This window comes from Microbulbifer sp. TYP-18, from assembly GCF_040932045.1.
In the GTDB taxonomy this organism is placed as follows: domain Bacteria; phylum Pseudomonadota; class Gammaproteobacteria; order Pseudomonadales; family Cellvibrionaceae; genus Microbulbifer.
This window is the reverse complement of record NZ_JBFRBC010000018.1, coordinates 60,560-78,754: the sequence shown is the minus strand read 5'-3', so window position 1 is coordinate 78,754 and position 18,195 is coordinate 60,560. Positions and strand designations below refer to the sequence as shown.

At 51.6% G+C, this 18,195-nt stretch carries 11 protein-coding genes; 4 read left to right on the top strand and 7 right to left on the bottom strand.

The window, feature by feature from the left end:
* Nucleotides 1-4 precede the first annotated feature (4 nt).
* The 5 genes from ABVT36_RS14295 to ABVT36_RS14275 all read right to left on the bottom strand — a co-directional run bounded on the left by ABVT36_RS14295 (nt 5) and on the right by ABVT36_RS14275 (nt 6,730).
* Nucleotides 5-1,501, bottom strand: a complete 1,497-nt coding sequence (locus tag ABVT36_RS14295; RefSeq protein ID WP_368457141.1) for a CoA-acylating methylmalonate-semialdehyde dehydrogenase — start codon at nt 1,499-1,501, stop codon at nt 5-7.
* Nucleotides 1,502-2,059: 558 nt separating this feature from the next.
* Complete coding sequence (locus ABVT36_RS14290) at nt 2,060-2,611, bottom strand: DUF3365 domain-containing protein (RefSeq protein WP_367150015.1); 552 nt, start codon at nt 2,609-2,611, stop codon at nt 2,060-2,062.
* Between the two features lie 42 nt (nt 2,612-2,653).
* Nucleotides 2,654-3,982 (bottom strand): cytochrome c3 family protein, encoded by a 1,329-nt coding sequence (locus ABVT36_RS14285; protein WP_368457140.1) that lies wholly within the window; start codon nt 3,980-3,982, stop codon nt 2,654-2,656.
* Nucleotides 3,983-6,010 (bottom strand): FAD-dependent oxidoreductase, encoded by a 2,028-nt coding sequence (locus ABVT36_RS14280; RefSeq protein WP_368457139.1) that lies wholly within the window; start codon nt 6,008-6,010, stop codon nt 3,983-3,985.
* 198 nt (nt 6,011-6,208) lie between these two features.
* Nucleotides 6,209-6,730, bottom strand: a complete 522-nt coding sequence (locus ABVT36_RS14275) for a hemerythrin domain-containing protein (RefSeq protein WP_367150018.1) — start codon at nt 6,728-6,730, stop codon at nt 6,209-6,211.
* Nucleotides 6,731-8,394: 1,664 nt separating this feature from the next.
* Between ABVT36_RS14275 and ABVT36_RS14270 the strand changes: the two genes are divergently transcribed.
* Nucleotides 8,395-8,976 (top strand): ECF-type sigma factor, encoded by a 582-nt coding sequence (locus ABVT36_RS14270; protein WP_368457138.1) that lies wholly within the window; start codon nt 8,395-8,397, stop codon nt 8,974-8,976.
* A 47-nt stretch (nt 8,977-9,023) separates the two neighbouring features.
* Nucleotides 9,024-11,933 carry a tetratricopeptide repeat protein gene (locus ABVT36_RS14265; protein ID WP_368457137.1) on the top strand — a complete coding sequence of 970 codons (2,910 nt, stop codon included), beginning with the start codon at nt 9,024-9,026 and terminating at the stop codon, nt 11,931-11,933.
* A 621-nt stretch (nt 11,934-12,554) separates the two neighbouring features.
* Here ABVT36_RS14265 and ABVT36_RS14260 read toward each other — a convergent pair.
* The gene (locus tag ABVT36_RS14260; protein ID WP_368457136.1) at nt 12,555-13,451 is read right to left on the bottom strand and encodes a hypothetical protein; all 897 of its coding nucleotides are present in this window, start codon (nt 13,449-13,451) and stop codon (nt 12,555-12,557) included.
* Nucleotides 13,452-13,603: 152 nt separating this feature from the next.
* Between ABVT36_RS14260 and ABVT36_RS14255 the strand changes: the two genes are divergently transcribed.
* Nucleotides 13,604-13,783 carry a hypothetical protein gene (locus ABVT36_RS14255; RefSeq protein ID WP_367150022.1) on the top strand — a complete coding sequence of 60 codons (180 nt, stop codon included), beginning with the start codon at nt 13,604-13,606 and terminating at the stop codon, nt 13,781-13,783.
* A 296-nt stretch (nt 13,784-14,079) separates the two neighbouring features.
* Here the strand turns inward: ABVT36_RS14255 and ABVT36_RS14250 are convergent, their stop codons facing one another.
* Nucleotides 14,080-14,346: a glycine zipper 2TM domain-containing protein gene (locus tag ABVT36_RS14250; protein WP_368457135.1), complete on the bottom strand. Its 267-nt coding sequence runs from the start codon at nt 14,344-14,346 to the stop codon at nt 14,080-14,082.
* A 1,197-nt stretch (nt 14,347-15,543) separates the two neighbouring features.
* On the opposite strand from ABVT36_RS14250, the gene ABVT36_RS14245 reads away from it, so the two are divergent.
* Nucleotides 15,544-18,156: a glycosyl hydrolase family 18 protein gene (locus ABVT36_RS14245; protein ID WP_368457134.1), complete on the top strand. Its 2,613-nt coding sequence runs from the start codon at nt 15,544-15,546 to the stop codon at nt 18,154-18,156.
* The last annotated feature ends 39 nt before the right edge of the window (nt 18,157-18,195 follow it).

The window sequence follows — 18,195 nt, the reverse complement described above, 5'->3', positions numbered from 1 at the left end:
CGCTTTAACTGTGGCTGGGAAAGGAAAATTGTGCACTCTCCCTTACACCACCGGCGGGCCAGCGCTGGGTGATGGTTTTGCGCAGGGTATAGAAACGTACCGAGTCGGGACCATAGGCGTGCAGATCACCGAAGCGGGAGTGTTTCCAGCCACCGAAGCTCTGGTAGGCCACGGGCACCGGTAGTGGCACATTGATGCCTACCATGCCTATCTTGATATTGTCGCTGAAGTAACGTGCCGCCTCGCCGTCACGGGTGTAGATACAGGTCCCATTGCCGTATTGATGGCGATCTATAATATCCATGGCTTCCTGCAGGGAGTCAACGCGCATCACGCACAGCACCGGTCCGAAGATTTCATCCCTGTGCACAACCATTCCCTCGCGGACGCGATCAAACAGGTTGGCACCCAAGAAATTGCCGTTGCCAAAGCCGGGCACCTGCACGCCGCGGCCGTCAACCGCCAGCTCAGCACCCTCTTCGACACCTTGGGCAATATAGGATTCCACTTTTTCCTTGAGGGCGCGACTCACCAATGGACCCATGTCATTGCGGTTGTCCATGCCGTCGCCGATCTTTAGCCGGGTTATCTCCTCGGATAGCTTTGCAACCACTATGTCCGCCGTGGTGTCACCCACGACAACGGCAACGGATATGGCCATACAGCGTTCGCCACAGGAGCCGTAAGCGGCACCCATCAGTGAGCTGACCGCATTGTCCAGGTCGGCGTCGGGCATAATCACCGCGTGATTCTTGGCACCTCCGAACGCCTGTACCCGTTTGCCATTGGCGGTGCCGGTGGTATAGACGTGCTCGGCGACCGGTGTGGAGCCGACGAAACTCACCGCCTGAACCCTCTCATCAGTCAATAGCGTATCCACGGCCTCTTTGTCGCCGTTGACAACATTGAGCACTCCGGGGGGGATGCCGGCTTCCAGTCCCAGTTCAGCGATAAACAGGGCGGCACTGGGGTCCCTCTCCGAGGGTTTCAGTACAAAGGTGTTGCCGCAGGCGATCGCCATGGGCCACATCCACAGCGGCACCATGGCAGGAAAATTGAATGGGGTGATGCCGGCGCAGACCCCTAATGGCTGGAACTCGCTCCAGGCGTCGATACCCGGCGCCACATCCCTGCTGTGTTCACCTTTGAGCAGCTCGGGTACGCCGCAGGCATATTCCACATTCTCTATGCCCCGCTGCAATTCACCCATGGCATCGTTCAAAACCTTCCCGTGTTCCCGCGTCAGCAGAGCGCAGATCTTGTCCGCATTCCGTTCCAGCAGATCCTTGAGCCGGAACATAATCCGCGCGCGCTTTACGGGCGGTACTTGGCGCCAGGAGGGATAGCTGGCCTGGGCGGTGGCAATGGCCTGCTCGACGGTGGCCCTACTGGCCAGGGCGACATTCGCCAGCTCCTCATTGGTGGAGGGATTGAAAATAGGCTGCTGGCGTGGGTCCGGGGCCATCCTTTTGCCGTTGATTAGGTGCTCTATAACCGTCATGTATGTTCTCCTCTTCCCATGGCGTTATTTTTTGCGTGCCCCCAGGGTATCGGCTCGCGATCCCAGAAAACCCGTTGGCCGGTGCCTTTTACCCGATAGCACCAACTGCGGCTCTTGCGGGCTTTTTCAGTAACCTGCCCGTCTGGCAATGGCTTGCAGGTTGCAGGTTTCGCTCCGGTTCCTGCGGGTCCAGAGCCAAGGGGAATATTGTGTAACCTTTCCTCCTGCCTGAAAAACCAACAGCCGGGTGGGCCAGTGTGCACTACCTGCTAGGGATTGCAATTGCCCTGAATTTCCTCGCTGATCACTTTGTGTCTGTGGAAGGTGGGTTTGATGGTCTGGCCGCCATTGGAGGATGGGTTTTGATCGGCGTGGCTGGTCTGTCGACTGACACCCGGGTGGATAATTTCCGGTGTCCCTTGTCCGGGCCTTCGGCTGGCCCGGGGTCGGTATGGCGGCGAATATGAAGCTATTATCCGGCAACTTAGTGAGTTGCCGGGTTAGGGCCTGTTCACACTAGCTGAGTTTGCTCAGTTAGTGCGGACAGGCCCTAGTTATTCAGAGAGGTATACGGATTACCACGCCCCCCATAGTCTCTCCCAATTCGAAATCCTTGCGCGGACTGTCCACATGGTCGTTGTGGCAGCTGACACAAGCGGGGGATACGGCCACATCCGGATAGACAGCGGTGAAATATTCAGTATCCCCCAGTTTCTCGGTGCCGTAGAAATTTTTACCGGGATTGTCAATGATGAATTGCAGTCCCTCTTTCTCCATGTCTGTGCGGGGTTTGTTCTGCTTGTTGATCGCCCACAGGGAGAGCAGGGCATAGTTAAACCCGGCTTTCTGTTCCGCCACCCGCTCAGACCCCATACGCATCATTTGGGCCGGTAGGGGCAGTGCCTTTTTGTCTTGCCAATGCTCGTCCGCATCGATGACTTTTTCGTCGTTCTGTAGGCGGTTGACCACATTTTTCGTATAGCTGGTCCGGTCGGCCTCGATCACGGCAAAAATCGCATCGGACATTCTCTGTGGGGTGACTCCGCTTGTTTCAGAGCAGGCTGTGAGCAGTGATACCGCCGCGACAATGATGTAGACAAAGGTGCGCATGGTTTTCCCCTCCTAATGGGACATTGCTGGATTCATCTGGCTCTAATTGGACCGGATCCGCGCGATGCGATCGCGAATAAGTTGAAAGGTGTCGTGGCTTGCGGGTGGCATAGTGCTGAAATTACCGCGCACCAGGGGTTTGCTGGCCAGGGCCGACACCGCAAATTCAATTTCGTGGCAGCTCAGGCACACCGGCAGCATCTTTTCGTTGGGTCGCAGGTTGTGATTCTGGTTGTGGTTGACTGTCACCCTTTCCTTATGGGTTTCCCGCGGCAGATGGCAGTTGGCGCAGCTGACCCCATCGGGACTGTTATCCCTCCACTGGCGGAAATGGGCCGACTGGCGATAGGCGAGGCTGTGTTCATCGTCGTGACAGCCGAGACAGGCCTCTACAGCCGCATAGCGCGTATCTGTTTTATGGGGCCCGTGGCAACTGACGCAACTCAGCTCCCCAGGGGCGTCGGCCTTCATGGGCAGTGTGGCTTTGGCAGGGGAGATGTTGCCGGTATTGAGGGAAAAATCCCCGGGGAGGCTGGCCGACAACCGCATGCCGTGCTTGCCGGCGGTGAACGCCTGCTCTTGCTGCGAGTGGCACTGACCGCATTGAGACAGGATTTCCGCAGTGTTGAACTGGACCTTTCCCTCCTGGTGACAGTCGCTGCAATTGACAGCGGCCAGGGCGTGCGAACTATCCGACCAGGCGGCGATGATATTCGCCGTGTCCGCCTGTGTATGCAGGTCCGCATCCGAACCGGTCAGTGGTGTTTTATCCGGGTTTTCCTCGCGCCACTTGGCCAGGCTGTTACGCACCGGCAGATGGTTGACCGGTGCCGGAAGGCTGGGGTGCAGCTGCCGGGTAAGGAAATCTTCGTAGAGATAGCGGTTGTCGTGATAGTTGTGGCAGCCGGCGCTGGCACAGGTAGCAAAATCCAGGTCCCGATGGCTGGGCCTGTCGCTGGCGATATCCCGGTGGCAATGGAAACAGAAGTCGCCCGCGAGGGTGACACCCATGGCCCCAGTGATTTCCGGCTTGTGTTCGGTATGACAGGTGACACAGCGGCGGGCATCCAGTTTTGCCAACAGAGGGGCATTGCGCGGGTCGAGGAATTTCTTGCCGGGGTGGCTGTCGTTGGCCGTGGTCAGCTCGTTGGCGTGACAGTTCAGACAGGCCTGCTGCATGAAATCCTGGCCGGCAAAGCCATCTCCATGACAGCTGGTACAAGCCAGTTCAATCTGGTGGTGCCCGTGGCTGGTGGCACCGCCGAGAAAGAAAGTTTTGTCCGAAGCTTCGAGGTTGTAGGCGATAACGGCGCCAATCAGCAGAGTTATCAGTACACCGTAATGCCAGAATTTGAACTGCAACTTTTTCATTTAGAAGTAGTACACCGCCAGTATGTGGTAGAACAGCAACACGGGCAGTGCCCAGAGTAATGCGTAGTGCACACGCGACCACCACTTGCGGTGTTCACGCAGTTTCATATCGGTCCAGTGGTGGTTTCGCGCCATAAACACACCCACCAGTGAGCCGGTAGTGGTTGCGGCGAGAAACACCAGCATCAGGGCGAGGTTAAGGTTTTCCCCCAGGCGGAAGCCTGTGTGAACAACCAGCACCAGCAGCGCCAGCAGACCGATGAGGCTGTGTACATAACGCCAGTGATCCATGTGTCCGGTTTTTAGCCGCTGCCAGCGTTTGCGCAGGCTGAGGCTTGCTGTCAGCAGACAGAGGGAGAGCAGCGTATAGCCACTGACCTGCTTCCAGAAATTGTCATACCAGAGTTTGTTCCAGTACCAGTGGGACTGGACGCTTTCGGTCACGGGTGTGGCTGGCAGCAGAAGCGCGATCACTATCAGTGCCAGTGACAGTATTGAAGTAAACAGAATCCCCCGCGCGTGCCGCATCACCAGATTTGGAGCCGGAACATCCAGCAGCTCGGCGATCAATGGCCGGCAACTGCCGCACACGGACCCGGCATCAGTGGCCAGCTGGAGTTCCTGCAGAGTGCGCTTGCCGGCGGAAATGGCTGCGCACAATTCGCCTTTGGTCACGCCGTTGCACTGGCACACCAGGTAGCTTTCCGGTTGCTCTTTAAGGCTTGCGGGATCTCCCCGCTGCCACAGGTTGCCGCTCTGTTCGAACCTGGCCAGAGCGCGGGATGAAATTCTGTCCGCGGCGGCGATGGACTGCCGCACCCGGTTGATCTCCGGCCAGGCGCCAATGCTGGTGACAGCGATAAGCAGGCCCCGCCGGACCACCAGTTCCCGGAAAAGGCCTTTGAATCGGTTGCGGTAGACGTACCGCCGGGTTTCCGCGTCGGTGACAGCGGTATCATCGCCGAGGATACTGCAGGGAATATGGGAGATCTTCAGTTCCATATCGGTCTGGCAACCGACATAGTGCGACTCTTGGCTGTCTTTCTCGCTGCCCCCGTCGGGGGTGCAGATATGCCGGCTGCAGATTTCCGCCTGCTGATAGCCGGGCTTGACCAGTTGATAGACCTTGCGCTCGAATTCCGCACATTCACCGATGGCGTAAATATCCGGGTCACTGGTCTGCATGCGCGGCGATACCAGTATGCCGCGGTCGGTGTTCAGGCCACAGGTTTCGGCCAGTGCGGTTTCCGGTTCGACGCCGGTGCAGAGTACCACGGCATCGGCATCGAGCCGGTGGCCATCGGAAAATTCCACCTGTTTTACCCGGTCCGAGCCGTGAAATCCCACTATCTCTACCTCGGGGAGCAGCTCTATGCGCAGGGTTTCCAGGGCATCGGTAAGGTAAGACTCCGCTTCATCGCTGAGGCGGCCACCAAGCAGACCGGCGCGAACATGCAATACCACACGATTGTTGCGGGTCTTGAGGGCGGCGGCTGCCTCAAGACCCAGAGCCCCGGAACCCACCACACAAATGCAGCGGCTGGTCTGCCGCAGTTCCAACAGGGAGCGGGCATCGCTGAGGCTGCGAAACGGCATTATCCGGTTTAACTGAATGCCGGGGATTGGGGGGATAGAAGGTACTGAGCCGGTAGCGAGTATGAGTTTGGTGTAGGGCTGGGTATTGCCCTGCTGATCGACTATCTGGCGGGAGGTCCGGTCGATGCGGACCACGCGGCGGTTTCTGAATTCCGCCAGGCGCGGATGGGGTTCGGTGCCCACCGGGTTGTCCAGTTCCTGGGGAGACAGGTCCTGGTAAAGGTACTGCGACAAGCGTACACGATTGTAGGGGGCTTCATCTTCAGCACCTATCACAATCACCTGGGCTTCACTGCTGTACTGAAGCAGCTTTTGTGCGCAGCGCACGCCTACAGGGCCTGTCCCAACCACAACGTAGATGGGGTAGGCCGGATCTTTTTCGACACTGTGCCGTCCGGCTCCCTGCCGGGATTCGGTTACGGGCCCCGCCACGTCTCAACCCCAGTGGAATTGTTACGCTGCGCCCTGGCTGGCGACAAAAAGTAAGTGAACCACATCAGCATTTTTATTCTTAAAATTTTTATTTTTGTGGATTCTAACGCCTAACGATAATCGAGAAAAGAGAAAAACCTCCGCTTGAGGGGATAGAATTAATACGACTGGCGAACGGCGCCGTGGCGCCGACGCGAGTCAGGAAGGTTGGTAGAGGGTATAGAGTTCCTTCTCTTCCAGAGTGACCCGGCGCACCAGGGCCTCGCCGATCTTGTCGTAATCCAGTTTGAAGTCCCGGATCATTTCCTGCGAAAAGGCTTCGTGGTTGTAGCGCTTGCAGAACTGCACCACCGCATTGGCGATGTCGTTCATATCAGTACGAAAGTCCTTAACGATCTGCAGCGTGTGTATATCCCCTGCCAGGGCCTGCTCCAGGTAGACGTAAAAGCGGACATTTTCCTTGATCAGGTGTGCCTGGAAACTGGATTTAAAGGCGGTCAGCAGTTGGGACAGGTGGCGGAAATCCCTTTTCTCGTAGCCCTCTGACCAAATGCGTTGAAAAGCATCCACCAGGTCATGGTGGTCTCTTTTAAGGTCGGTGATCAAGCTGGGGTCGTAGCTGATGGTGCGACCGGTCGACCCAGAAGAGGTGTCACGGGAATCGCGGTCACGTCGGGAGTCATCGTCGTGGCGCGACTTGTTGGAGAAAATACGGAACATGAATGTGGACTCTTACTTTGTTGTTCTCGGGCTATGGTGATGCTCGAATCGGGGGCTTTGATTCCCGGGGGCAATTTTGCCGTCATCGTTCATGGGTTACACGACAAAATTACATGCAAACGCCAATTCTGTGCCATTGTTGAGACATTTTTCACACTGTGCGGGTTTCTGAGGCGACAGTTGCCAAAAAATGCGTAGGAGAAGACCTACCAGGCGTGTCGGGGCCCGGCGGCAAAAAGACAGCAAAGGCTTTCCTGTCCTTGGCGGGATAGATTGGTGCTCGTTTTTGGGGTACCAGGCTGTGTATCTAAATTGTACGATTAGCTCGCAATTTAAGCGATTCTGCTTTTAAAGAAGTCTTGTATGAAATAGATCGGGTGCGTTGCTTTAGCGGCATTCGACTGGGCCGGGAGCACGACGATCCATGGATCCTGGCCTCCCCCCACCAGCTTGACAAGATAGTATTTAACAAGATCAGCCAACGCTGAGATTGATACAATCTGATTTTGCGAAGAGGACTGTATTGTGGGTGCTGCCACCATGTCAGCCCTGAGTTCAACGCAAGAGTAGGGCGACTGAGTGTGAGTCGAAATACTGCAGATACAAAAAATCCATGCATGGCATTTTTGACACATGCTGCACATTGGTGTAGCTAATGTGCCCTACTGATTTATAGTATCCCCACAGCGAGAAAAAATGCGTCTGAAAGAAACAGGCAATATCAGTGCGAAAACCGTAGAGGCGCTACCTTCAAGTAATTTACACTGGCATATTGTAAATGGGGCCCATTGGGCTTGTTCTAGAGACATAGATTGAGGAGAAATGGTCATAGAGCGAGTTCAAATGAGCAAGGCCGGCAAAAGCACAAAGCTGCAGCATCTATTATTCTATATTAAGCGGACATTTGGTTTCAGCAGGCTTCGCTATTTTGGTTTGAAAAGAGCAGTAGTCAGTTATATTAAATATCCGATTAGTAAAACGACTCTGTGGTTTAGGGTATCTGTAGTCTGGGGTCAGTGTACCTAGAATCTAAGGATAGACAGGTTCAATAAGACGAATAAATAAGTAGTTTTCAGGGGTACGGTGACCAACTTAAGCCTATAATAGAAAATTCTCATGGAACTATATTGATTGACAAGTTACCTAGAGGTATCTCAGAGATTATGTGAAAAGAGTGAACACCAATCATACGTTAATAAAGTTATAATGTATCATTAGTCCTGAGGTAGCTGTCAAAGGCGAGAACTCAAACGTTGCACAGAAGTGGCCGAAGCTTTATTTTAGTATTTCCATTAAGCGAGAGCTGAGTTAGCCAAAGCTTGTAAAATGAGGGGCTATATTTACAGGTTATTAGTGATCCTCCTCCCCGAAGCTAAGTAAAAATTTTCATATTTCTTTAACCCTTTAGGTGAAAAGAAATACGTTCAAAAGCTATTTCATAGTCTAATGCGTTAGCGCAGTTGGCATGGATGATCTGAATATATACCAAAAATAGGAAAATAAAAAACTACCTTAAGAGTATATAAAACTGGGTGAATTGTAACAAACCTTTTTTTGGGCGTTTCACCCCAATTCTGTTCTGCAAATGATTACTGATTTCAGTCGGTTAAAAAAAGTTCGTAACGCTTTGATGGTCATTTTGTCAATTTCCCAGGAGATTTAGAATGGATGCTACTAATAGCATATTTCAGTTTAAAGAAAATTGTTCAGAAATTTCAGAGAATAATCTGGCGCAGATTTTTCCAGATTTTTACCAAGAATTGAAGCGTTTGGCTCATAATCAATTGAAAAAGACATGGTCTATCGAGACCATGCAAACGACCGATTTATTGCATGAAGCCTATCTTAAATTGCACGATAGTTTCCCGCACGCAAGCATAAATAACAAGCAACATTTTTTTTTGTTATGTGCTAAGGCTATGCGTCAAATACTGATCAATTATTCAGAATATAAGCAAGCCCAGAAGCGTGGGGGAAATGCGACTCGAGTTACTTATACAGGAAAGCTACAACAAGCTGATGTGTATGATAATCATAGTCTTGATCTCTTACTGGATATTGATAAGGGCCTATATAAAATGGAAGAAATTGACAGACAACTTGTCGAGCTTGTTGAGTTAAAATTTTTCGTGGGATTTACGGAAACAGAATTGGCGGAAATATATGATGTAAATGAGCGTACTATTAGACGGAAGTGGAAAAAAGCCAAAACCTTGTTGGCTTTGGCACTGGAAACCAAAATTTAAGCCACATTTATTTAATTGTTTTTTTTGAGCGAAACCACGAATTGCCTATGAAACTCACCAAGGAAAGATGGGAAAGAATACAGACAATCTTCAGTAGAGTTCTTCGGCAGCCGGAAGAAAGTCGCTATAGTTTTCTACAGCAGATTTGTGAAAAAGGCAGTCAATTATATCGGGAAATTGAGCTGCTGCTAGACGCAGAACGCATGGCGCCAACATTTCTGGAAAAATCCATGCCTGTGAACGATGAAGTGCATTGTGTGTCTCCACGGCTTAAAACAGGTGATCGCTTGGGCGCTTATAGGTTATGTGAGGAAATTGGGCGAGGTGGCATGGGGGTGGTATACCGGGCCGAGCGGCAAGAAGGTGAATTCCGACAGGAGGTGGCAGTCAAATTACTTCGTACACCGATAGGAGAGGGTAAAGCCGCACCGCTGGGTCTAAAACGTTTCCAGCTTGAGCAGCAAACTCTAGCCTCTCTCAATCATCCAAATATTGTTCAGTTGTTCGACGGCGGCGTTACTGAAAACCAACAACCCTATATTATTATGGAGTTCGTGCGTGGGGTGAACATTCACCGCTATTGCAGCGAGCGCGCTTTGGATCTGAATGCACGTTTATCCCTGATTATAAAAGTTGCCCATGTCTTAGGCTTTGCCCATAGGAATCTGGTTGTACATCGGGATATCAAGCCGTCCAATATTTTGATTGATGGTGAAGGACAGGTAAAGCTCCTTGATTTTGGTATTGCTAAATTGCTTTCTAATGAACTTGGAAAAGATTTGACTCAAAATGGTGAATCTGTAATGACGCCAGGGTTTGCTGCACCGGAGCAAATTAAAAATGAGCGTGTTACCGTCGGTACGGATATTTACCAGTTGGGCTTGATACTCTACGAGTTGATCACTGGCCATAAAGCTTTCAGTGACCAGGCGGAATCGTTATATGAATTATCTCGAGTAATGTGTGAAAGTTGTCCCACATTACCCAGCGTAATAAGCAAAAATGGTTTGCATAATGATACTTATATAGCTAAAAAACTTCGTGGTGATCTGGATGCCATTGCTCTGAAGGCTCTGCGTAGAGAGCCGGAACACAGGTATAGTTCAGTGCGAGATTTTGCTGAAGATATTCAGGCTCATTTGGATGGAAATTTGGTTTCTGCTCGTCAGGGGGCTTTTCATTATCGAGTGCAAAATTATATTTATAGGCACTGGAGGGCGCTGGCCGTATCTGTATCTTTTGTGTGTATTCTAATAGGGTATGCAGTAACGGTAACAATTCAATCGCGCGGCATTCAACAGGCGCTAGAAAAAAGTGTCTTTGAGGCGGAGAAAGCGCAGCAGGTATCCAATTTTTTAGTGAATATATTTAAGCACTCAGATCCGAATGTGTACGGATTGGACAAAATCAGTGCACAGCAGTTATTGGAAAATGGCGAGGAAAAAATACAGATCGACCTTAGGGAAGTTCCGGGCATTCGCAGCCATATGCTGGGTATATTAGGGAGTATTTATTATAGCCAAGGAGTGTATGAAAAAAGTGCCGAGCTCCTGAGGAAAGCTGTGGACCAGCAGCGTAAAATGGCTAACCTTGATTCACTTAGACTTGCCGATACAATGACCAAATTGGCTATCAGCCTGAGTACCATGAACCAGTATGAGGAGTCGGAAAAACTATTGCAAGAGAGTCTTACGATTTATCAGGAAATTGATCAGCAATCAGTAACTAATAGTACCATAGTAAACCAGGCAGAAACTATTAATGCATATGCCAATTTATTTCAGAAGCGTGGTGATTACGAAAAGGCGAAGTTTTATTTTAAGCAGGCAATACATTTAGCGCAAGAAGCTACGAGAGGACAGAATGAAATGGCAGTTGCTCTCAATGGACTAGGTAATATACATCATTATCAGGGCCGTTTTGAAGAAGCCACAGAACACATGCGAAAGGTAATAAAAATTCAAAAACTGGTCCATGGCGAACAACACTCTTCTTACACAATAGCTTTAAATAACCTGGCTACTATGCTCACGGATCTCGAGCGCTTTGAGGAAGCAACTGAACTTAGTAGGCAGGCTTTATCCATTCAGCAGAAAATATTGGGCGTCGATCACCCATATATAGGTGAAACACTGCGGGCTTTGGGCATATTGTCCCACCGAACCGGAGATTTCGAAGCTGCGGTAAGATACTTACAGCAGGCATTACGGGTCAAGCGCCTGAAAAGTCAGCAGGATAATATAAGGATTGCCGTTGTCTTGCTCTGGTTGGGTACCGCTTTGCAAGACAAAGGTGAATTTGATGCTGCAGATCAGCACTATGCGAAAATGCTAGAGATATTCCAGGCGTTAAAGGTTACTGACAAAATTATGGGTCGAGGACTATGTCAGCCTGCTTCTTTGGCGCTGGCAAAAGGAGACCTGGAGACGGCCCGTCAACTTTATACACAGGCCCTTGATTTAATGCCTGAAACCGGAGTCCGTACCTCCATAGCCCAGCTTGGCTTGGCAAGAGTGCTGTTAGCCGAAAATAAAGAATTATTCAGAGCAGAGACACTGGCCAAGTCTGCCTTGGCCAGTAGACAGGCTAAATACATTTTCGGTCATAGTATGATCGCTGAAGCCGAAGCAGTACTGGGGCTAATCCAGGTAGAACACAGTCCCGCCTCGGCAATAACTCTGCTAAAATCCTCTGATACTGTATTGAATTCGCACCCTTTGTTTCTGCAGCGTCATGGTGCACATAATCTTGTCCAGAGTGTTCAACAGGCTTTGGAACGTTTAAATAATAATAGTGATGTTCTGGAGGTGACAACAGTTGGTTCCTTGGGGGTAGTATATTCTCCAATTGATTCTATTGCGTTTCGCAAGGAGAAGCTTGCCCTCTTTGATAAAACCTACAGTGGATCAGTTCTTTCTAGAGGACCAGCTGCCCGGCAAAGAAAAACTGGTCTATAGGTTAAAAATAATTCTCCGCTTCTATCATGTGAAGGGTACTTCCCAATTATTAATTGGGATTCTTTGGGGCAATCGACTAATTTAGGTACTAGCCACAATATATCACTTTGTGATTCGTTACAAGAAAAATAAGTACTTCCGCAGGAGATAACTGAGTGACTTGGCAAGCAAAACCCCCCTTCCTGGTAGCGTTGCCAATAGGTAGGACACTCTCCTGCAGGTGCCTGTATTGATGGATAGGGGCTCAATGCATCCTGCAGATTTAAACACTCTTTTATTCCCGGTGGGCGAAAAAATCCCTGTTTACAGTCTTCGCCACTATAGATTGGCAAAGCTGTCTCTGAATCATCGAAAACCGTGCTAGAAATTGAAGAATTACAAAAAGAAAAAATAAAAAGTAAAATTAACCTAATAATGTACTTTCCTATATGAATTCTCATGTCATTTATCCTAAACCAACCTTATTTGAATTGTCTATCTCTATTGCGTCAACCTGAAACTTTTTTTGCAGGTAACCTGTGCGCCTTAAATGTTCAGAGAAGATGCACAGGTTGGTAAGCTCTTGGCGTTTAAGCTATGGTAAAATCTACATAATTTATATTTCAGGTGGAATTGTAAGCATTATCCCGCCGGCTCTAAATCCACGGGCAAGCAAAATCTGGCTGGAATACTATCAATGACAAACAAACCATCTCTGTCATAAACAGGCATATCCCACCATATTTCTATTGTCCCGCTTGGACATGGATTCATTTTGTATTCATCGGTATTGGTTAGCAGATCAATTGCATTGAGATTATTCGTGCCACATTGAGATCCACAGGAGGCGCCGATAGTGCTGGGTATGCAAAAGTTGACATCTTTAGGTCGATACCATCCGTTTGGGCAGTTTCCGATAGGTGGTATAATATCATTTATGCGGCTTTCATCCTTGTAAAGAATAGCGCTCGCGATACAAAATTGGACTCCAGGTGGCTTGATAAAACCCAAGGGACAGGCTGGAGGTGGCGGAGGTGGAAGTGTTTCTGCGGCAAGATTTTTGGCAATACAAAATCGTACGCCTTCGGGCTGGTGGAAACCTTTAGGGCATTTGGTGCCAATTGTCGCTAAGATTACTTCATTGTCTATAAGCTTGAGTACTAGATCATCTGCGGAGCAAATGGTCGATCCTACTGCCTTCGAAAATCCTTTTGGACATTCCCCCGTCTTGCGTTGCATTATAAGAAGAATGTCATTTTGGATATCTAAAGTTAAGTTGGCGGCTACACAAAATTGTACCCCTGGATGGCGTTCAAATCCTTCAGGGCAATTTTGCTCTGGCGATACGTCTAGCGTCGCCTTGTAAACAATCTCGGTTGCGGCACACGCAAGGCCAGAAGGTATGGGGGCAAATCCATCAGGACACGTAATGCCAATACTTGTAGATGAGGTTTGCCCTTGTGCCACGTAACTTATTGACAAGCTGGCTATAAGTGCCATCACTATAGTAACAAGTATTCTTGTACCAATATCTATCACAATACTAATCTCCTATATAGTCTGAACGGAACAGGCGCTGATCACTCTTTACGCTGCTTCATCTTTTAAAAACAGAATCTGGCAAAAAAACCGGACATGCTTGGTGATTTTCTTACTCTTTTTTTACTGCCTGGGACTTGCTGGAGTATTTTATGGGTAGGTATGGGGCGACTGTACAGGTTACCGCTTTGGGTGGCGATATGGCTTTTAATCCAACCCACGGCATCGCACTCGCCCTTAACGATGGTCTGATGGCGCCGTCAATGAAAACAATGGCTATTGCCAGGGTGCCCGAACGTTCCCACCGCGTTTATCCGGTACCGCAACGCTAATTTCCCTCAAAATTCCCGGCCTATTCCCGGCATAACTGGAGCGTATTTGATTGATCACGACCAGGCCGGCAGCCGCCCCCGGTACTGGAATTGTTGATGCCAATGCGGTACTGGATGAGATGTTTTGAGCAAGGCCACGGTGGCTGGCGGGTTATTCAGAGGCTTTTGAACCAATAGAGCAATTGTTGCGCGCAGTCCCCTATGTGGCGCTATGGATCATCAAAGATATTGCTTGTGATGAATTTGAAATTAGCCACGACACTTCCCTGTGTCGCTTTGACCAAATGGTCTCCGGGTCAATAGCGGTAGACGCGGCGGCCGTGGCGATCGTAGTAGTAGTACCTTTTCCTTTCCCGGTCATAGAGGTATCCGGCACCGGCACCCAGCACTGCACCAAGCGCGGTGCCACCGGGGCGTCCGCCGGAAATAATGGCACCCGTCACAGCGCCGATACCGGCACCGGTACCGATACGCCGGTCTGTATCGCTCATATTGGCACAGCCTGTGGTGACCAGGCCTGCCGTCAAGAGGGATGCGATTCCCAGGTGTTTGATAGCTTGCATAGCCATAAATGCTCCCTATCTTGTCTGATTCAAGACGTACGCCAAAATCATATTGTGACGCTGGAGCAGCCCACAGGCATTTTTATTAACCTGACTGCTTATTCGGTTGCCGGGTCAATAAGGTCATATTGAAGAGTCAGCAATGCGGACCCCGCGTTCGTACTTGCCTGCTGGCCATGTCGGCAGGAATCGCAAGTGTATTCTGCCTCTATCTCAACGACTGAGGTCAGACTGCTGGTGCAGTTTGTTTCGCCAGCCGGTACGGTCGCGGGCAGTCACATGGTCACTCTGTAAGGCAGGGTGATAGTGACGGTTGATGGGCCAGCAGTTTTTGCAGCGAGGACCTGTGGTGCAAAGTGAAAGAAAAGGTTTGTAAACCGAAACTCGCACACTACCATAGTAATTGCCCGGGAGGGCTTCGCAGAGGCGAAGCAGCAAGAAGAAGCGGTCCGCAACGGAGGCTGGGCGATCCCGTAAATAGACCCACAGCGGGTGACCACTGGTCTGAATGATTTCAGCGAGGTGAACAGCGGGTGCGGCTCCAGCCAGCTTCAAAGGGATCAGTAAGAGAGGGACCAAGCGGCCGGTCTGGTGTCGGCCGCTATTTCTTTGTGCCGGCCAAAAGGCCGTTCAAGTATCAAGAGGTATTTGCGGGTCAGTCACAGTTTCCGGCATTTTTCCTTGCGAATTTTTTCACCTGTCAGTGCGTATTGCCCGGGATTTCACGCGATTGTGTGGGTTTACAAGGGTGACAATCCGGAAGAGAACGGATCATCTATTGGATTGCAGGTTGATTGAGGTGATCGCAACCGGCCTCATAGGGTGTGCGGCGACTGTTTGCTTCGGATTTCAATCTCCGCGTGCTCAACCTTGAACTTCATTGCACGGTTGCGCCGCATTGCCTTTCGCTTTCTCTTCTTCATGCCACGGCCTTGCCGGTGACGGACGCAGGTTCCTTGTCTTTTCGCTTAAAGATGAATAGTGCGTCATTTTTTTGAAATGAATGTGACTATCGTCTCATAACCGTCTGTTGGCACTGGTTTTTCAGCCCCAAGGGTTTAATTTGACAAATTGATGACATCGCTGTCATTAAAAATGATAGCGGTGTCATATTGCAGCGCTTGCCCAACCCGACTGCGGCGGGCTAGCCAGGGGATGGCTTGGCGCAAATACAATAAAACGTTCAAGGTGAAAACTATGGAATATAAAAATCAACGCCAGGGGTGCACGAATCCCCTCCGCTGGCGCTCACTGATGCTGGCGCTGGGCCTGGCCAGTACGCCACTGATGGCAGCCCCCGGCACGCCCCAGATTGATTGGATGGAAAGCAGTTTCGCCATCATCGACGTCGATGCGGCGGCTACTGCCTATGAGCAGCTGGTGACGGTGAGGGAATACGCTGAGGTGCCGGTTGCCTGGACCAAGTGGTCCGGTGACGACGCCGACCGGGTGCGCTACCTCCTCAACGGACAACAGGTACTGGAGCAGCCGGTATCCGGCAGTGGCACTCAGCAGGGCTCCGCCACCCTGCGCGTCGATGAGGGTGGGCAGTACCAGTTGCAGGTTTCCCTCTGCAATGCGTCCGGGTGCAGCACTTCGGCGGTCAAAGAGATAAAGGTGGCCGATACCGATGGCAGCCATCTCGATCCGATAGTATTGACGGCGGGCGAAAACAACCGCCCCTATACCAACAGCAGCGGCTCGGTGGTGGGTGCCTATTTTGTGGAGTGGGGTGTCTATGGACGAAGCTTTCCGGTGGACAGGATCCCCGCCTATAACCTGACCCATATCCTCTACGGCTTTATTCCCATTTGTGGCGGTCACGGCATCAACGACAGCCTCAAGCAAATATCCGGAAGCTTTGAGGCGTTGCAGCGCTCCTGCTCGGGGCGGGAGGATTTTAAAGTCGCTATTCACGATCCCTATGCGGCCCTGCAGAAGTCCCAGGCCGGGCAGAGTTATTCGGATCCCTACAAGGGCAACTTTGGCCAGTTGATGGAATTGAAACAGGCATACCCGGATATCAAGATACTGCCTTCCATCGGTGGCTGGACACTGTCGGACCCCTTTTACTTTTTTGACGATCCTGTATTGCGCACACGTTTCGTGAACTCGGTGGAGGAGTTTCTGCGTACCTGGAAGTTCTTTGATGGAGTCGATATCGACTGGGAATATCCGGGTGGGCAGGGCGCCAACGCAAATCTCGGCGACCCCGCTGTCGATGGGGAAACCTATCGCCTGTTAATGCAAGAGCTGCGCGCTATGCTCGATGGCCTGGGGCAGGAGACAGGGCGCCAGTACCAACTCACTTCTGCTATCGGAGCCGGCACCGACAAGATCGAGGACGTCGACTACATCAATGTCCAGCAGTATATGGATTACTTTTTTGTGATGACCTATGACTTCTACGGTGCCTGGAGCAACCAGGTCCTGGGTCACAACACGGCACTGTATGCGCCCGCCTGGAATTCCACCGACAACTACAACGCCCACACTGCCATTCAGACGTTACTGGGTGGGGGTGTGTCGCCGGGCAAGCTGGTTGTGGGCACCACCATGTATGGCCGCGGTTGGACCGGTGTATCGGGCTGGAGCGGCGGCGACCACCTGACTGGCACCGCCACCGGTCCGGTAGCGGGCACTTGGGAAGCCGGAGTGGCGGATTACCGCGATATCGTTGGCCGTCTGGCCACTGGCGGTTACCAGTATCACTATGACAGTACGGCACAGGGTCCTTATATCTTTAATCCCACCAACGGCGATCTGATCTCCTTCGACGATCCCACCTCGGTATTGGCCAAGGGGGCCTATGTGCGCAGCAACGGTTTAGCGGGCCTGTTTGCCTGGGAAATCGACGCGGACAATGGCGATATTCTCAATGCCATGCACGAGGGGCTTGGACACGGAGACGGAGCCAATAACCGGGCCCCGGATGCGGACGCCGGTGCCGATCAGTCGGTGGCAACCCCGGCCAGTATCACTCTGGATGGCAGTGCTTCCAGTGACGCGGACGGGGACAGCCTTACTTACAACTGGCGGCAGGTCAGCGGTACTGCGGTTGAACTGCAGGGGTCGGACAGTGCCCTGGCGAGCTTTTCCGCCGCGCAAGTTTCCTCTGCAGCGGCACTGGTGTTTGAGTTGACGGTAGACGACGGCACCGCGACGGATGCAGACACTGTTACCGTTACACTTCTGCCGCCGCAGTCCAATACGCCACCCCAGGTATCGGTACCCTCTGGTATCACTGTGCAGGAGGGGGGCAGCGTACAGATTACTGCTGCGGGCAGCGATGCGGATGGCGATGTACTCTCTTACAGTTGGAGTGCGCCCGCCTTCAATATTGCCAATGGCAACAGCGCTACGGTTACGCTGACGGCACCGCAGGTTGGCACTGATACCAGCTTTACCGCTGTGGTTACTGTCTCCGATGGTACCGATGAGGCCACTGCCAGCGTTGCGGTACTGGTGACTGACGCCGGTGGTGGCGGCGGTTGTGAACTGTCTGACCCCAACGCCGGCAACTACCCGGCCTGGAACTCCGGGGCCACCTATGTGGGTGGCGATCGGGTGAGCCACCGGCAACTGGTGTGGCAGGCAAATTACTGGACGCAGAAAGAACCCGACTTCGGGTCTGCTGACTGGTCGCTGTTTAGTGATGTAGAGGTTCCCTGGAGTGCGGGTGCAGTGTACAACGGCGGTGATGAGGTCAATCACAAGGACCGGCGCTACCGGGCCAAATGGTGGACTCAGGGCGAGGAGCCGGGAGTGGCCTCGGTCTGGCAGGATATCGGAGTGGCCAGCTGTAACTGAGGGAATGGATGGACGGTGACAAGGGGAATTTACAGCTTG

Coding starts and splice junctions, on each gene's coding strand:
- ABVT36_RS14250 (WP_368457135.1), bottom strand. CDS start 14,346: ATGCAAGCTATCAAACACCTGGGAATCGCATCCCTCTTGACGGCAGGC.
- ABVT36_RS14285 (WP_368457140.1), bottom strand. CDS start 3,982: ATGAAAAAGTTGCAGTTCAAATTCTGGCATTACGGTGTACTGATAACT.
- ABVT36_RS14255 (WP_367150022.1), top strand. CDS start 13,604: ATGGGTAGGTATGGGGCGACTGTACAGGTTACCGCTTTGGGTGGCGAT.
- ABVT36_RS14275 (WP_367150018.1), bottom strand. CDS start 6,730: ATGTTCCGTATTTTCTCCAACAAGTCGCGCCACGACGATGACTCCCGA.
- ABVT36_RS14295 (WP_368457141.1), bottom strand. CDS start 1,501: ATGACGGTTATAGAGCACCTAATCAACGGCAAAAGGATGGCCCCGGAC.
- ABVT36_RS14265 (WP_368457137.1), top strand. CDS start 9,024: ATGAAACTCACCAAGGAAAGATGGGAAAGAATACAGACAATCTTCAGT.
- ABVT36_RS14270 (WP_368457138.1), top strand. CDS start 8,395: ATGGATGCTACTAATAGCATATTTCAGTTTAAAGAAAATTGTTCAGAA.
- ABVT36_RS14245 (WP_368457134.1), top strand. CDS start 15,544: ATGGAATATAAAAATCAACGCCAGGGGTGCACGAATCCCCTCCGCTGG.
- ABVT36_RS14290 (WP_367150015.1), bottom strand. CDS start 2,611: ATGCGCACCTTTGTCTACATCATTGTCGCGGCGGTATCACTGCTCACA.